The sequence below is a fragment of the Waterburya agarophytonicola KI4 genome, from assembly GCF_020640915.1.
Taxonomy (GTDB): Bacteria; Cyanobacteriota; Cyanobacteriia; order Cyanobacteriales; family Xenococcaceae; genus Waterburya; species Waterburya agarophytonicola.
This window is the reverse complement of sequence record NZ_JADWDC010000001.1, coordinates 67831-83538: the sequence shown is the minus strand read 5'-3', so window position 1 is coordinate 83538 and position 15708 is coordinate 67831. Positions and strand designations below refer to the sequence as shown.

Genomic DNA, 15708 nt, shown 5'->3' with positions numbered 1-15708 from the left:
AAAAGCTCATATAATGTAGCATTCAAGATTAAGACTGGTTAAGGAGTGTAAAGCGATCGCATATGAGTTCATTTTCTAAATTCTGTATATCTTTAGGTATAGCAATGACCATTACCGCTTGTGGTAGTCCATCAGGTACATCGGTTAATCAACAAGATAGCAGCACCCTAAAATTACTCTATTGGCAAGCTCCTACAATTCTTAATCCCCATCTCTCCACAGGGTTTAAAGATGCCGAAGCTAGTCGTATTAGTCTTGAACCCTTAGCTAGTTTTGATAATGAAGGAAGTTTAATTCCCTTTTTAGCAGCAGAAATACCTACTACAGAAAATGGAGGTGTAGCGGAAGATGGCAAATCTGTCACTTGGAAGCTGAAGCAGGATGTCAAATGGTCTGACGGTAAACCTTTTACTGCTCAGGATGTGGTATTTACTTATAACTTTTTGAGCAACCCCCAAGTAGCTGCGGTATCGTCTGGTAGTTATGAAGTAGTAGAGAGCGTTGAAGCTGTTGATGACTATACGGTTAAAATTAATTTTAAAGAGGTCAATCCCGCTTGGTCGTTGATTTTTGTTGGTGGGGAAGGAATGATCCTACCCAAACATATTTATGAACCTTACAACGGCGCCAATGCCAGAGAAGCACCTGCTAATCTTAAACCTGTGGGTACAGGAGCTTACCGAGTAGTAGATTTTCGACCAGGAGATACGGTAATCTATGAGCCTAATCCTGAATTTCGTCAAGCAGAAAAATTAGGTTTTGCCAGAATTGAGCTTAAAGGCGGTGGTGATGCCACATCCGCAGCCAGAGCCGTATTACAGACGGGAGATGCTGATTTTGCTTATAATCTCCAGGTAGAAGCACCAGTACTTGAGAAACTCGAACAAGCAGGACAAGGAAAAGTAATATCTAACTATGGCGCGCTGATGGAGAGAATTATTATCAACCACAGCGATCCTAATAAAGTTGCTCCCTCAGGAGAAAGATCTAGTCTAGATTTTCCTCATCCCTTTTTAAGCGATCGCAATATTCGTCAAGCTTTTTCTCTAGCAGTAGACAGAGACATCGTAGCGGAACAGTTGTATGGCGTTACGGGTAAAGCTACCCCGAATTTTTTGGTCGCACCAACCGAATATGCTTCTCCCAATACTAGCTATGAATACAATCCCGCAAAAGCCCAAAAATTACTAGATCAAGCGGGATGGAAAGATAGCAATGGTAATGGTATTCGCGATAAAAATGGTACGGAAATGCAAATCGTATTTCAAACTTCCGTTAATCCCCTGCGTCAGAAAACCCAAACCGTAGTCAAGCAAGGATTACAATCTATTGGGGTAAGAGTGGAATTAAAAAGTATCGATCCTAGCGTCTATTTTTCTAGCGACTCTAGTAATAACGACACGGTAGAACATTTCTATGCAGATTTGCAGATGTTCACCACGGGAAATACTAGCCCCGATCCTGCTTCTTACATGAATTATATGACCTGCAATCAGATTCCTCAAAAAGCAAATAATTGGTCGGGGGATAATAACTCCCGCTACTGCAACCCAGAATACGATCGCCTGTGGCAAGAAGCTAGCCAAGAATTAGACCCCGAAAAGCGATCTCAATTATTTATTGCCATGAACGATATTTTAATCAAAGATACCAATGTTATTCCCTTAGTTCATCGTGCAGATGTCATGGCTTTTGGTAATAGTTTAATTGGTTACGAGCCAACCGCTTGGGATATGCGTACTTGGGATATTATGAACTGGAAACGAAAATAAGACAGGCATTCTCAGTAAAACCGATCGCCATAAAAATACTGAAGTCCAAACAAAATTTAAGTGTTATAAAGTTGTTGTAAAAACTCAACTTAACTTGATTAGAATCACTTATTTTCAGAATTTAAAGCATTGTTAAATAGATTACTTTAAAACTGAATTAAGTATTTATATCTTCTTCAAGTTTTGACTTATGCAGAATGTTTCCCCAACAATTTAATTTATCCGATCTAGCGAGTTTTAATGGTGGCGACGGTACAGAGGGTTTCATCATTAAAGGCATTGATGGCGGTGACAATCTAGGTATTTCAGTAAACAGTGGGGGGGATGTTAACGGCGATGGTATTGACGATCTGATTATTGGTGCAAGTGGTATTTACGATCCTGATAGTGCCTCAAATCCTTCAGGAAAAAGCTATATCGTATTTGGCAAAAGCACTTTTCAAGCTGAGATAAATCTATCAAATATTGTCAATGGCGACGGTACAGAAGGTTTTGTAATTAACGGTATCGATCGCGGTGATTTTGCAGGCTATTCCGTAAGCGGTATAGGAGATCTTAATGGCGATCGCCTTGATGATATTATTATTGGGGCGCGTAGTGCTGATGGCAAGGATAATAGTAGTCAGAGTGCGGGAGAAAGCTATGTTGTCTATGGTGGTAATAATTTAGGCGAGAAGATTAACTTATCAGATATTGCCAGTGGAGATGGTAGCGATGGCTTTGTTGTTTATGGTGTGGGCAATGGCGATGTTTTAGGGACATCGGTTAGCAGCGCAGGAGATGTCAACGGGGACGATATTGATGACATTATTATTGGGGCTAAATTCGCTGATGGCAATAGTAATGATGATGTGGATTTGGGTGTCACTTATGTTGTCTTTGGCGATCATAATTTAGCTGGAGAAATTAACCTAACCAATCTTGCTAGTGGAGATGGTAGGGATGGTTTTGTGATTTACGGTGCAGATCCCTATGACTTTTCTGGTACGTCTGTAAATGGTGCGGGAGATATTAACAATGATGGTATTGAAGATATTATTATTGGTTCTCGTCGAGGTAGTGGAATTGATAATAAAACCGACTATTCAGGAGAAAGTTATGTTATTTTTGGCGGCAATGCTATTGGCGCGACAGTAAATCTAGGGGATATTATCAGTGGCGATGGTAGCCGTGGTTTGGCGATCTATGGTGTAGATGATTACGACTTTTCTGGTACTTCCGTAAGCGGTATCGGAGATGTTAATGGCGATCGCATTGATGACATTATTATCAGTGCCGAGTCTGGGGGAGGGAAGAATAATAATACGGACTATTCAGGGGAAAGTTATATTATCTATGGCTCGAATGATTTAGGCGCAAACATTAATTTATCCAATATTGTCAGTGGTGATGGTAGTAATGGTTTTGTCCTGTATGGTGTCGATGAGTATGACTTTTCTGGTACGTCGGTAAGTAGTGCGGGGGATATTAATAATGATGGCAAAAATGACATTATTATTGGGGTTCCTAGTGCGGATGGCAATAACAACAGTACCGAAGATTCGGGAGAGAGTTATGTTGTTTTTGGCGGAGATGCTTTAGGTGCAGAAATAAATCTATCAGACATTGTAGGTGGTGACGGTAGTAGTGGCTTTGCACTTTATGGCATTAATGCTGATGATTTCTTGGGTACATCCGTGAGTAGTGCGGGGGATCTCAATGGTGATGGTATTGATGACATTATTATTGGTGCAAATGGTGTCGATCTCAACAATGATGCTCAAGATGCGGGAGCAAGCTATGTTGTTTTTGGCAAATTAGACCCTAATAGTATTACCGATCCTGTCCCCTCTGGAGATAGAAACCTATCTGGAACTGGTGCAGGCGATCGCCTTGAGAGTGGTGCGGGTAATGATATTACCCGTGGAGGTAAGGGGAATGATGCTATTGATGGGGATAACGGTAAAGATCGTTTATTTGGTGATGATGGTGCTGACGATCTCAATGGAGGAAAAGATGATGACTTTCTTCAAGGTGGTGACAGTAACGACCTTGTTAAAGGAGGCAAGGGAGATGATATTGTTTACGGCGATGGGGGAGATGATACCCTTTTGGGCGGTTCTGGTGCGGACACGCTGTACGGAGATGCAGGGGAAGACATAATTGATGGCGGTACTGGCAGGGACAGAATGCTTGGGGGTACAGATGCCGATATTTTTGTTATTCGTCCAGGGGATCTCAATAATATTATCTACGACTTTGAAGATACCAAAGATCTGATTCGTTTAGATGCTGGTTTAACCTTTGGGGATCTAACTATTACTGACAATGGCTTAAATACTGGTACAAGCATTAGTCAAACGAGTACTGGCGATTTGCTTGTTTCCGCGATCGACATTGATGAAATAAATATTACTAGTGCTGATTTTATTTAGCTATTTTTTGTTTGTCTGTATATAAATTTATTGGTTATTCAAGACTCAATTACTATGAACAATTTTATAAAAACTTTAACTTTTTGTAGTCTATTTATTATTTCTTTATTATTAAAAAAATCTCCTGCCATTGCTTTTAGCTTGACTTTAGAAAGCCAGATAAATAATGATTATTCCTACACTATCGATCTGGATGCTGATGATGCTCTTGATCTAGGCGATCGCCTTATTTTAACCAACTTGTCTGGAGTTACCGCTGCTTCTGCTAATAGTCCTTACACCATCGACTCTAGCGATTTTGACCTGACTTCGGCAAATTTTGCAGTGGATACCGCCATTAGTGGCACAAATACTTTGACAGGGGTCATTTCTTTAACTTCTGCCGACGCTTTAGATGGCTTAGAATATCAAGCTTTCTATTCTGATAATGGTACTCCTAGAGTAGCTTCGGGAAATATCGTTGCTGTTCCTTTTAATGTTTCGCCAAATTTGGGCATTCTTATATTGCTATCTGGTTTTGGTTGTCATCGTTTAAAACGCAAATTAATAAGCAAATTAAATAAAGATCTACCTTGATCGAGACTGGCAAAATACAAATATTATTATAGGAAATAATAATGAATCAAAAAGTTACTTGGGTTACAGCAATTATTAGTATTTTAATTAACAGTAATACTGTTTTGGCAGAAACTTTTATCAATAAAAATAACCTTCGAGATACAACGATAGAAAAAAGCTTACTAGCAAGCTTGCCCGTAGTGTCATGCAACACAAATCTCACCGTAGGTGAAGAATATGCCTGTATAGTATCTGGTGCGAGTCAAGGAGCGAGATATTCCTTAAAAAATGCTCCCACTGGAATGGCAATTCAATACGGCAGCGGTCATTTACACTGGACACCTGCCAGTAATCAATCGGGGACTCAAACTGCAACCATCCTTCGCACCCTCGACGGACAACAATCAGAAACCCCCATTACTTTTACCGTCCAGGCGGGTACAACCACATCACAAAACGCTATCTATCTTGCACCCAATGGCAATGATAACAATTCTGGTATAAGCGTAGACCAACCATTACTATCCCTTCACAAAGCTGCTAGCCTGGCACAGCCTGGAGACACAATTTACCTGCGTGGGGGAACTTATACTAATGAGGGGTTTGGTAATAGTTTCATCGGACGCAGAAATAATCTCGCTCGCATTACCAATTCAGGAAGCCCAGGTCAAGAAATTATCATCCGACCCCACGGTAATGAATATGTAAAGTTAAAGTCAGACGTTAATGGCATTGTTTTCAAGGGTGCATCTTACTGGAAAATTCAAGGAATTGAATTTCAGGGTACAGCGCAACAAATAGATCCAGATCAAACTCTGAAACTTTGGTGGGATGATACGGATGCCTCCAACGAAATTAAAGGACAGGGTATTGCCATGAATACCTCTTTTGAGATCGAGATTGTAGACTGTATTGTGCGGGACTTTCCCGGGGCGGGAGTGAGCAACAATGGTGGGGCGAATATTACCCTCAAAGATAGCGTTGTCTACAATAATGCTTGGTGGTCTTTTGCTGGGACTCATGGTTTTGCCAACTCCAAACCCGCAACCCCAGACCAAAATAATCCCACGGATTTTAAAATGACCATGACGGGAAATCTCGTATTTGGTAACCAGTCTTCAATGATTTCCCACGTTTTTAGTAAGGGCTTTGTCAAATTAGAAATTGATGAGGGAAATGGTTTGCATATGCAAAATACGGAAGGGTTGTTCTACGGTCGCTTTTTAGCAGAAAATAATCTTGTAATGTATAACGGCAAAGCGGGCTTGGGACTAAACACTATTGCCAATAGCACCATCCGTAATAATTCTTTCTATCAAAATGCTCAAGCAGTCGATGGCAGTGGCGAACTATCATTACAACCGCCCGATCCCAATTCAAATCCACAGCCTAATGTAATTAAAAAAAATCTGTTTCACGCCCTCCCCGACAGACAAACACTCAAAGTTTTTAACAATGGTCAAAACGATCTTTATGAAGGAATCAGCAACAATTATGCCGTGCCAGCTCTAGATGCTGAAGCAATTAAAGATAATGTAACTCAGGCAAATAGTGTCTTTGTTGATCCTCAGAATCTAAATTTCTCCCCTGCTTCTGGCATCACTGCTGATTATGGAGTCCCCCAAGATACCCTTGATTCTTTTACAGCCAAAATAGAAGAATATGGCATCACTCCCAAGCCAGCCAAGACAAAAGTTAATGACCCATATATCAAGAAATTAAAGATAGAAATTTTCAAAAGATGGCCCGCACCAAATCCCAATGACACCATCCCCGATAATTTAGTTTTAGAAGATGGCGATAGTGGCTTGTGTTATACCTACGAGCAACGAGGGGATTATCCCGCACCACCAAGAACTAAAACACCATGTAAAAAATAGATTATGACCGTTTGGGATTAGTTTTTCATATCGGTAATTTTTGTAAGTTTTTGTTATCGCCAATCACCACCATCACCAAGCCTTTTTTTAGTACTTGTCCTGGGTTGGGGTTGGTGATAAATTTTTCTCCATTACCAATTGCCAGAACGTTTACCCCATAGCACTTGCGTAAGTCTAACTGGGATAGAGTTTTACCATGAAATGCTTCTGGTACTAAGACCTCGACAATACTATTTTCTGTATCTAATTCAAAACGTTCGAGAAATGCGGGTTGAGTTAAGTTAATTGCCAAAGCGCAGCCTGCTTCGTATTCAGGGAAAACTACTCGATCTGCCCCAACTCTGCGCAAGACTTTGCCGTGAATTTCCGATGATGCTTTTGCCACTACTTGTTCTACTCCCGCCTCTTTCACATTGAGAGTAGTAATAATACTTTCTTGAAGGTAGTTGCCAATTGCTACAATTACCGTATCCATCTCAAAAATACCAGCTTCTTTGAGAGATTCAGGCTCGGTAGAATCGAGTTGAATGGCGTGAGAGGCAACTTTTTGAGTCAAGACTTGAGTTACTAACTTTTGGTCGATGTCTGTCCCCAAAACCTCGTAACCCATTTTATGCAAAGAAGTACATACGGCTCTACCAAAGCGTCCTAAGCCGATAACAGCAAACTGACGGTTTTTGCTACGAGAGTTAGTTAAAAAATTGAGAGATTTCAATTGTTGCCTCTGCTTCCTAACTGAATAATTCTAACTATTGGCATTGTAATCTATGGATTTTAATTAAGATAACTTTTTCTCACTTTGCCACGATCGAGTTTTTAACCGACCAACAGATTCTCTTCGGGATATTGCAAACTACTAGGGCTAGGATCGCCAATAATAGCTGCAATAACCATCAAAATGCTAACTCGACCAATATACATCGCCAACACCAAAATCATTTTCGAGGCTACGGCAAAACTAGAAGTAATTCCCGTAGATAAGCCAACTGTGGCAAAAGCCGAAATAACTTCAAACAGAATTGGTAAAAAATCAAATTCTGTATCAATGGCAGAAATCAAAATAGTCACCAAGACAATTGATGCAGCCGTACCAAATACTACTGCTACTGCTTTGAGGATTAGAGTGCTGGGGACTTCTCTTTGATATAAAACTACTTCATTTTTACCCCGTAAGACCGATTTGGTGCTGTTATATAAAATTCTAAAGGTAGTGGTTTTGATTCCGCCTCCCGTACCGCTAGGACTCGCTCCAATAAACATAAAGCCCATAGTGATAAATAATCCTGCGGTGGTCATGTTACCCAAGTCAATGCTATTAAATCCTGCGGTTCGAGTACTCATAGACTGAAACCAAGCAGCGAGAAATTTATCTTGAAAATTAAAATCACCTAAAGTAGCAGAATTGTGTAATTCGGTGAAGAAAAACGCGATCGTTCCTACTATTAAAAGCAATGCGGTAGTGCTGACGACTACTTTAAAATTGAGGGAAAAACAAAATCTCTCGGATTTTCCCTTGATTTTATCGATCGACCACAAATACATCTCAATAATTACCTGATAGCCAATTCCGCCAAAAATAACTAAGCCAGGAATCACTAAATTGATTACCCAAGAGGAACGGTAGCCAACTAAACTATCAGAAAAGAGACTAAACCCCGCATTATTCCAAGCACTGATACTATGAAAAATTGAATACCACAAACCCCCAGACCAACCAAACTCGCGGACAAAAGTGTTTAAGAGTAATAAGATACCTGTAATTTCAAAGATCGCTGTGGTGGCAATAATCGATCGCACTAAATTGTTACTACCCTGCAAAAACGGGCGATCGAATGATTCTTGAATGGCAAATTTCTGTCTCAGATCGAATTTTCTGCCCAGAAGTAAAATCAAAAAAGTAGTGGTCATCATATAACCCAAGCCACCAACTTGAATTAGCAGCAAAATAGTTAATTGTCCCCAGAAAGAAAAATCGCTTCCCGTATCTACTACCGCCAAGCCCGTAACGCAGACAGCAGAAGTAGAAGTGAACAAAGCTACCACAAAACTATTCCAATCTCCTGAAGCCGTAGCAAAAGGCATCATCAGGAGTACTGTTCCAATGACGATCAGAACCAAAAACCCTATACAAATTGTCCGAGCAATAGTCATAAAAAATACGGGATGTGTGGAAACCTAAGTGTGACGTGAAGCTAATCCTTCAAGGCTTTAATTTAACCGAAAAATATATAGTTGACGTTCGTCTATCATCGATCTTTTATTATGATTTGGTCAACCACACAGCGATCGATTATCGATCCCCTTCTACCTGAATTCTCTGCTCTTCAATTAGCCATCGAAGGAACTTCTGCCATTCATCAGAGCTAGTTAAGCTGTAGGCGTTAAACTTTACTCCCCAATTACTAGAAAATTCAGCAAAGCTTTCAATCCAACTGACTACCGTTGTCATTCCCGAATTGGGGCGATAATGCCAAGCTTGCTTGAGATATTCTATAGTTTCTGTTTGATGTCCCGTAAAGTGGAGATACCAAGCAATCCAGACTAACGTACCATAGCGGACAGATTGCTCCATTAACCGCAGGCGATCGGGTAAATCGGGTTGAGCAAAGAAATCGTCTGTAACTGCTGTCAGAGAGAGAGCTTGGGGCAAACCTTTGTGCATGGCACTAGCATCGTGTTGGCGATAGTATACGGTAACTTCTCGTAGCCAAACAGTTTTGCAGCCTTTGAGGGCGAGTTTGAGTACCAAGTTGGTATCTTCTGCGGGAGGAAAACGAGGATCGAAACCTCCAACATATTGCAACCATTCTCGACGAAACATCATGGCACTGGGCAAAACTGGTTTCCAGCGCAGCCAATTTTCTAGATCCAACTCAGGAATATATTCCCAAGGACAGACATCTAATAATTTGTTTCCCTCTGCATCAACTCGCTGCCAACCACTATGAACTATACCGACATCGGGACGCTGCATCAAAATCTCCGCCTGTCGAGCTAGTTTTCCTGGAGCAAAATAATCATCGGCATCGAGAAAAGCAATTAGATTGGCTTGGGCTACTGCTATACCGTGATTGCGAGCTGCTGCAACTCCTTGGTTTTTCTGTTTGATATAGCGAATGCGATCGCGATAGGGCATCAAAACTTGTTCGGTTGAGTCGGTCGAACCATCGTCAATGACCAACACTTCATAGCTACAGCCTTCCTGTTGTAAGACACTTTCTATTGCTTGGACAATATAGCGATCGCAATTATAGCTCGGAATTATTACGCCAACAGTAGGCTCGCCATCGATCGATTCCATCATTCAGAGTTTAATCCTACTCATATGTAATTTTTCTCTTTAATTTTGACTTAATCATTAGCAGTCTGTCACAATTGACCGCTATTTTTTTATTCTCTAGTTTAAAGTCTACCCAATTGACCTCCGTATTAATCGCCATTCTTTGTTTTTTTTAATTGGTTTAAAATATTTTTTATGAGTTATTACTTAGTCAGTTTCACGATCAACTAGAGTTGGATCTTAAATTTGAACAACAAATAAATATTTTATCGATCTTAATGATTATCAAGATCGATAAAATGGCGATATAAGTATTTTTATTTAATTGCTTTTAAATTATTTTATTTTTATGTTTATTTTTAAGTATTACTACTTAAGCATTTAATCTGGTTGTTTTTTTTGACACCCACAATTCTTTACTGGATAATAACTTTAACCATTAAAATATTTGTGATATATTTTTTGCTGATATTTTTAAAGATGAATATTTTGCGGTATTTATCATTGACATTTACACAAAAATAGACACAATATATAAAAAGTAATATATGACATATAGCTTTTTTTCTGCTTTTGTGTTCTACCTTACTAGGATTGAAATAAATATGATTTATCATATAATTGCTTGAGATTTGTTTTTCGAAAAAGATGTTTTTTAGTTATGTTAAACATTACAAAAAGGAGTTTTTATTATGTCAACTATTGTTAGCCCAGAGAACACTGATTTTTTGCAAGAAACACCAAATGCCGATGGCGGAATAAATGTTGTTGGTCAACAAGGTGAAGAAAATATTATTGAAATCAAAGGCGACGCCAAAGTTGGGATCAATGGCGGTTCGATGATGGATATGATTACTACTGGTGCAGGGGATGCAAAGGTTTTCGCTGGAGGTGGAGACGACGTCATTACTGGTGGTGCGGGGGATGATACCTTTAGAGGAGGTATAGGAGACGACATCATCAAAGGTGGTGTTGGTGCAGACTTTATCGCTGGTGGTGCTGGAAATGATGTCTTGATCGGCGGTTTTGGTGGCTTTGACGATGACGGCAATCCAGTGGGCGATACCCTCCGAGGTGGTACTGGAGATGATATTTTCCAATTTGTGGCTGCTGAATTGGGAACTGGAGTCGATACCATCGTCGATTTCAAAGACGATGGCTTTGCTGATACGATCAAAATATTTGGTCTTGGGGCAACCGACAGTGTCGACTACAATACTGAAAACGGAATTGTTTCAGTTAACGGTCAAGAAGCGATAGATATTGGTGGTGGTCAAGACGTGACCATAGAATTTAATGCAGATAAGGATTCTTGGGAACTACTATAAATAAGTTAGATTTCCATTATTGAATCGGTACTATTAGAATAGTGTTTTATTAGACCCACGACTTAAGTTGTGGGTCTAATAGTATATTGAGATACCAATTAAATATAATTATTTAGTTTTCTAAGTTATTTTGTAATTTTAAGCGTGGGTTATTCCATTTACTGTCAATGAGCAGAGGCGCATCCTCAATCAAAAGTGTCAAATCCCATCTTGTCAAAGGAGAATGGGAACAAGTTATAAAAATATGTCAGCAAGAGATATCCCTCGATCCTAGTGCTGTTGACTTCTATCTTTATTTAGCTAAAGCTTATGTGGGACAGGGAAATATAAACGCAGCAATCAGTTCCTATCAAAAAACTCTGGGAACGACAATCGAGCAATCAGAAGTGTATGCAGAATTAGGCTTGCTGTGGAGCAAACAAAAAAAACTAGATCGGGCTGTTTGGCATTACCAACAAGCTTTAGCCCTCAGACCTGATTGGGCAGAACTACAATACAATCTAGGGGTGGTACTCCATCAATCAAATGACTGGAATGCAGCAATTATTGCTTATAACCAAGCCATAGAAATTAAGCCAGACTATGGTGCTGCTTATTTTAATTTGGGAGTTCTCTATGATCAAAAAGGAGAATTAGAAATTGCGATCGCCAGTTACGAACAAGTAATTGTAGTGCAGCCCAATTTTGTCAGGGCATATAGTAATTTGGGCAGCACCTATGCCAGACAAAAAGAATATGACTTGGCGATCGCAATTTTTCAAAAGGGCATTCATCTCGATCCTACTTGGGCAACTCTCCACAATAATTTGGGTCAGGTTTATTGGCTTAATAACGAACCAGGATTGGCGATCTCCAGTTTTGAAAATGCTATTGTTTTAGAACCCAAAATGGCTTTGGCTCATCATAACTTGGGCAAGCTCTGGCAGCAACAGGGCAATTATCCCCAGGCGATCGAGTGCTATCGTCGGGTAATCGCTTTAGAACCAGCTAATATTTTGGCTTATAGCCACTGTTCCGATGCAGAACAGAAATTAGGCAATTTACCAGCGGTGTTAGATTTATGGCGCAAAATTATTAAAATCCAGCCTGATTTTGTGACGGTATATTGTCAGAGACTCTTGGCATCAGAACCCGATGATTTATTAGCTATAGCCAAAAAATCTTGCGCTCGTTTTCTTCAGGCATTACTCGATGAGAAAGATAAGATTGCCTATCATTATCTAGGACAAACTTACGAGGAAATGGGAGATGTTCTGTTTGAGTTTCGCGGATTGACTCAAGCAGAAATTTATTATCAAAAAGCTTTACAACTTCACCCCGAAAAAGCCGATTTGTATCTCAAACTGGGTAATTGTCTGGCAAAACAACAAAGATGGGATGGGGCGATCGCTATTTATCAAACTGGTTTAAATTTGCAGCCAAAATACCCTCAAATTTGTTTCCAGCTAGGTAAAATTTTAGAGCAAACTCAAGATGCGGAACAGGCGATCGATTGTTATGAATCCGTTCTCAATCAAAAGATGCAGAACCCTCAACAATGGGAAAATCTCCCCCGTTTGTTTGCTAGGGAACATAATCTATCTCTGTTGCCAGAGCAAGTTTATCATCACACTCAAGATTGGGTAAGAGACTGTCAGCTAGAAGATTTTGATTACGTTCAAATAGTTTGGTCCGATGTATCTCCCCCAATCAATACAATTAGAGGCATCAGACAACCAGAAGCTCTAAATATTCTACCTCCTGGCAAAACTGCATATTCAGATTGTGGTGGAGTCAACTGTAATAGCTGCATGACCAAACTCATGGAGCATTTTAAACCCCTACAAATTGGCAAAAATGCTTATCAGTGTTCTTTAGAACAACCAGCCCCCATCCAAAGCAGACTGCCCTTTGTGGTAACAATTCCTCAAGGAAGGAGTTGGATTGCACCGCAAAAAAATTCGTGGATTATCTGCGATGCGTTGGCAGTGATTACTCCCGATAATTATTTGTTGGGAGACTTATCTCGCTATTACCCCTGGTTTTTGCCCGAATGTCCCTATCAAGAACGGAACGAGCATAGTATTTTTGAGCTAGAAAGCATTCCTCCTGTAGAAAAAATTGATGGAAAAGTAGCTTTGTTGTCGGGTTTAGCGGGTCATGTTTATTATCACTGGATGTTTGACATTTTGCCTCGGATTGAATTAATCCAGCGCAGTCAAATCGAACTAAAAGATATTGACTGTTTTGTGGTCAATAGTTTGAGTAAACCCTATCAAAAAGAAACTCTAGAACTTTTAAATATCCCCTCTTATAAGATCTTGGAAAGCGATCGCCATTGTCATATTCAAGCCGAAGAATTGATCGTGCCTTCTTTTCCTGGCTATATGGATTGGATTCCTCCTGGGACAATGGAGTTTCTGCGACAGACTTTTATTCCCCTAGTTAATCTTACTGAAATTAATATTGGTAAAAAAATCTATATTAGCCGAGCCAAAAGTAAGAATAGACAGATTATTAACGAGTCAGAAGTCGATCGCTTACTGACAGAACGAGGATTTGAAACTGTCTTTTTGGAAGAGATGTCTGTTCTAGAGCAGGTAGCAATATTTGTCAATGCAGAGGTGATTGTCGCACCCCACGGTTCGGGACTGACTAATTTGGTTTTTTGTTCTCCTCATACTCAAGTAGTGGAGTTATTTTCGCCCAACTATCAAAGAACAGATTATTGGACGATCTCTCAACATCTACAATTACAACATTATTATTTGGTAGGAGAAAATTTTGAATGTTTGCCACTCCGCAATCTAATGTATCAAAACTCCCTAACAGAAGATATCTTAGTTAATATTGCTTCTTTAGAATTGATTTTGGAGCGTATTTTGAGGGATGGCAATGCTCGATCTTGACTCGATCTTGGTCGAGGAAAGTGGCGATAAAGCCCTCAACAGGTAACAATAAATAAAAAAAAACCTAAAAACTAATTAAACTAATTATATATTTCCTGTGGATTCTAGCTATTTAGTTCAAGCGATCGCTCAATGTGAAACGGCAGTAGAAAATCGAGAAAATACCCCAGAAAAATGGCAAGAGGCATTTACTGACTTGGGTAATTTGCTTCAGGGAATGGGACAGTTCGATCGCGCAATTATTTGGCATTCTTTAGCTTTAGAAAGTGAAGCCAGTTTAGGAGAGGTTTATTGTCAATTGGGCGAACTCCACCTGCTAGAAAAAAATTGGTCGGCAGCTTTATCTTGTTTTGAAAATGCTCGGGAATATCTGCCTAATTCGGCTAAGGTATATTCTTCTCTAGCCCAAATCAACGGTCAACTGCAAAACAAAGAGGCAGAGATGAATGCTTGGTATCGGGCAACAGAAATTAATCCCAACTTAGTTAATAATACTGGTTACTACAAGCTAGCAAAAGCTTTAGAAGAAAATGGTAAAATAACCGAAGCGATCGCTTGTTACCAAAGAGCAACAGAAGGAAAAACAGGATTGGCTAACGCTTTTTACGATCTGGGGGAAATCTATCAACGACAAGGCAAACTAGATGAAGCCCAGAGGATCTATGAAAAAATCTTAGAGATCGAACCAACAGAAGCAAGGGCGCAATATAAACTAGGCAATATTTATCTCCAAAGACGCTCTTTTGAACAGGCAATTGATTATTTTCGTCAGACTATTAGAAATGCCCCCGACTTTCCTTGGGCTTATCGAGATTTGGTTAAAACATTTTTGATTTTGGGAAAATGGGACGAAGCAATTTCGACTTGCTATGCCATCTTGAATTTGGTGGATGAGTATCCTTGGGTTTACAGTCATTTGGGTAATGCTCTGCGGGAAAAGGGCAACTTAGCCGAAGCGGCAGTCAATTTTCAGAAAACTTGTGCTTATCGCGGTTGGCAACAGTGTGTGGAAAATGAATATTTTTTTACTCTCGATATTTTTAGTCATCGCATTGAAATTTGGACAAACTATTTACAATCTCTGATAGGCAAAGAAAGGGCTAATGCCCTAGAAGTTGGTTTTTATCAAGGAATGTCTGCTTGTTGGCTACTGGATAATATTTTGACTGGTGCAACGGCAAAATTGACTTGTGTCGACCAAAATTACGCTCCCAAACTCAAAGAAAATATTACCAAAACGGGTTCGGAATCAAAAGTTAGTTTTTTGACAGGCAATTCTCACGAACTTTTGGCTGCTTGCACTCCAAATAGTTTTGATCTGATCAATCTTCAGGATCGTTGTAAATTAATCGACCATTCGGAAAAAAACACGAGTCTGGGTTGGAAGCTTTTAAAATCTGGAGGAATCATGATTTTCAATTATTATGGTTGGCACAATCCTGGGAATGTTCAACAAAACCCCAAAATAGGAATCGATCGCTTTTTAGAATCTGTTAGGGGTCAATGGGAGGAATTATATCAATCGCCCCAAGCATTACAATTGATTATCCGCAAGCTGTAGTAGTATGTGCCTTTTTGTTACAAAAAA

General features: G+C 39.7%; 10 protein-coding genes. 7 read left to right on the top strand and 3 right to left on the bottom strand.

Annotation, left to right across the window (positions count from 1 at the left end; translation table 11 throughout):
* Positions 1-104: 104 nt before the first annotated feature.
* The 4 genes from I4641_RS00310 to I4641_RS00295 all read left to right on the top strand — a co-directional run bounded on the left by I4641_RS00310 (position 105) and on the right by I4641_RS00295 (position 6624).
* Positions 105-1772: a peptide ABC transporter substrate-binding protein gene (locus I4641_RS00310; RefSeq protein ID WP_369426693.1), complete on the top strand. Its 1668-nt coding sequence runs from the start codon at positions 105-107 to the stop codon at positions 1770-1772.
* A gap of 197 nt (positions 1773-1969) precedes the next feature.
* The gene (locus I4641_RS00305) at positions 1970-4186 is read left to right on the top strand and encodes a calcium-binding protein (protein WP_229638422.1); all 2217 of its coding nucleotides are present in this window, start codon (positions 1970-1972) and stop codon (positions 4184-4186) included.
* Between the two features lie 54 nt (positions 4187-4240).
* Positions 4241-4762, top strand: a complete 522-nt coding sequence (locus tag I4641_RS00300; protein ID WP_229638421.1) for a PFE-CTERM domain-containing protein — start codon at positions 4241-4243, stop codon at positions 4760-4762.
* A gap of 41 nt (positions 4763-4803) precedes the next feature.
* Complete coding sequence (locus tag I4641_RS00295) at positions 4804-6624, top strand: right-handed parallel beta-helix repeat-containing protein (RefSeq protein WP_229638420.1); 1821 nt, start codon at positions 4804-4806, stop codon at positions 6622-6624.
* 25 nt (positions 6625-6649) lie between these two features.
* Here I4641_RS00295 and I4641_RS00290 read toward each other — a convergent pair whose 3' ends face one another.
* The 3 genes from I4641_RS00290 to I4641_RS00280 form a co-directional block, all read right to left on the bottom strand.
* On the bottom strand, positions 6650-7339 hold the full coding sequence (locus I4641_RS00290) for a potassium channel family protein (RefSeq protein WP_229638419.1): 690 nt from the start codon (positions 7337-7339) through the stop codon (positions 6650-6652).
* A 101-nt stretch (positions 7340-7440) separates the two neighbouring features.
* Entirely contained in the window at positions 7441-8775 is a 1335-nt protein-coding gene (locus I4641_RS00285) for a TrkH family potassium uptake protein (protein WP_229638418.1), read from the bottom strand.
* A gap of 139 nt (positions 8776-8914) precedes the next feature.
* On the bottom strand, positions 8915-9925 hold the full coding sequence (locus I4641_RS00280; protein WP_369426692.1) for a glycosyltransferase family 2 protein: 1011 nt from the start codon (positions 9923-9925) through the stop codon (positions 8915-8917).
* 671 nt (positions 9926-10596) lie between these two features.
* Between I4641_RS00280 and I4641_RS00275 the strand changes: the two genes are divergently transcribed.
* The 3 genes from I4641_RS00275 to I4641_RS00265 all read left to right on the top strand — a co-directional run bounded on the left by I4641_RS00275 (position 10597) and on the right by I4641_RS00265 (position 15681).
* A complete protein-coding gene (locus I4641_RS00275; protein WP_229638416.1) occupies positions 10597-11232 on the top strand; it encodes a calcium-binding protein in 636 nt (211 codons plus the stop codon).
* A 167-nt stretch (positions 11233-11399) separates the two neighbouring features.
* Positions 11400-14120 carry a tetratricopeptide repeat protein gene (locus I4641_RS00270; RefSeq protein ID WP_229638415.1) on the top strand — a complete coding sequence of 907 codons (2721 nt, stop codon included), beginning with the start codon at positions 11400-11402 and terminating at the stop codon, positions 14118-14120.
* Between the two features lie 97 nt (positions 14121-14217).
* A complete protein-coding gene (locus tag I4641_RS00265) occupies positions 14218-15681 on the top strand; it encodes a tetratricopeptide repeat protein (protein WP_229638414.1) in 1464 nt (487 codons plus the stop codon).
* Positions 15682-15708 lie beyond the last annotated feature (27 nt).

Excerpts from the sequence above, each read along its gene's own strand:
- I4641_RS00310 (WP_369426693.1), top strand. The coding sequence starts at position 105 with ATGACCATTACCGCTTGTGGTAGTCCATCAGGTACATCGGTTAATCAA.
- I4641_RS00305 (WP_229638422.1), top strand. The coding sequence starts at position 1,970 with ATGTTTCCCCAACAATTTAATTTATCCGATCTAGCGAGTTTTAATGGT.
- I4641_RS00300 (WP_229638421.1), top strand. The coding sequence starts at position 4,241 with ATGAACAATTTTATAAAAACTTTAACTTTTTGTAGTCTATTTATTATT.
- I4641_RS00295 (WP_229638420.1), top strand. The coding sequence starts at position 4,804 with ATGAATCAAAAAGTTACTTGGGTTACAGCAATTATTAGTATTTTAATT.
- I4641_RS00285 (WP_229638418.1), bottom strand. The coding sequence starts at position 8,775 with ATGACTATTGCTCGGACAATTTGTATAGGGTTTTTGGTTCTGATCGTC.
- I4641_RS00280 (WP_369426692.1), bottom strand. The coding sequence starts at position 9,925 with ATGGAATCGATCGATGGCGAGCCTACTGTTGGCGTAATAATTCCGAGC.
- I4641_RS00275 (WP_229638416.1), top strand. The coding sequence starts at position 10,597 with ATGTCAACTATTGTTAGCCCAGAGAACACTGATTTTTTGCAAGAAACA.
- I4641_RS00270 (WP_229638415.1), top strand. The coding sequence starts at position 11,400 with ATGAGCAGAGGCGCATCCTCAATCAAAAGTGTCAAATCCCATCTTGTC.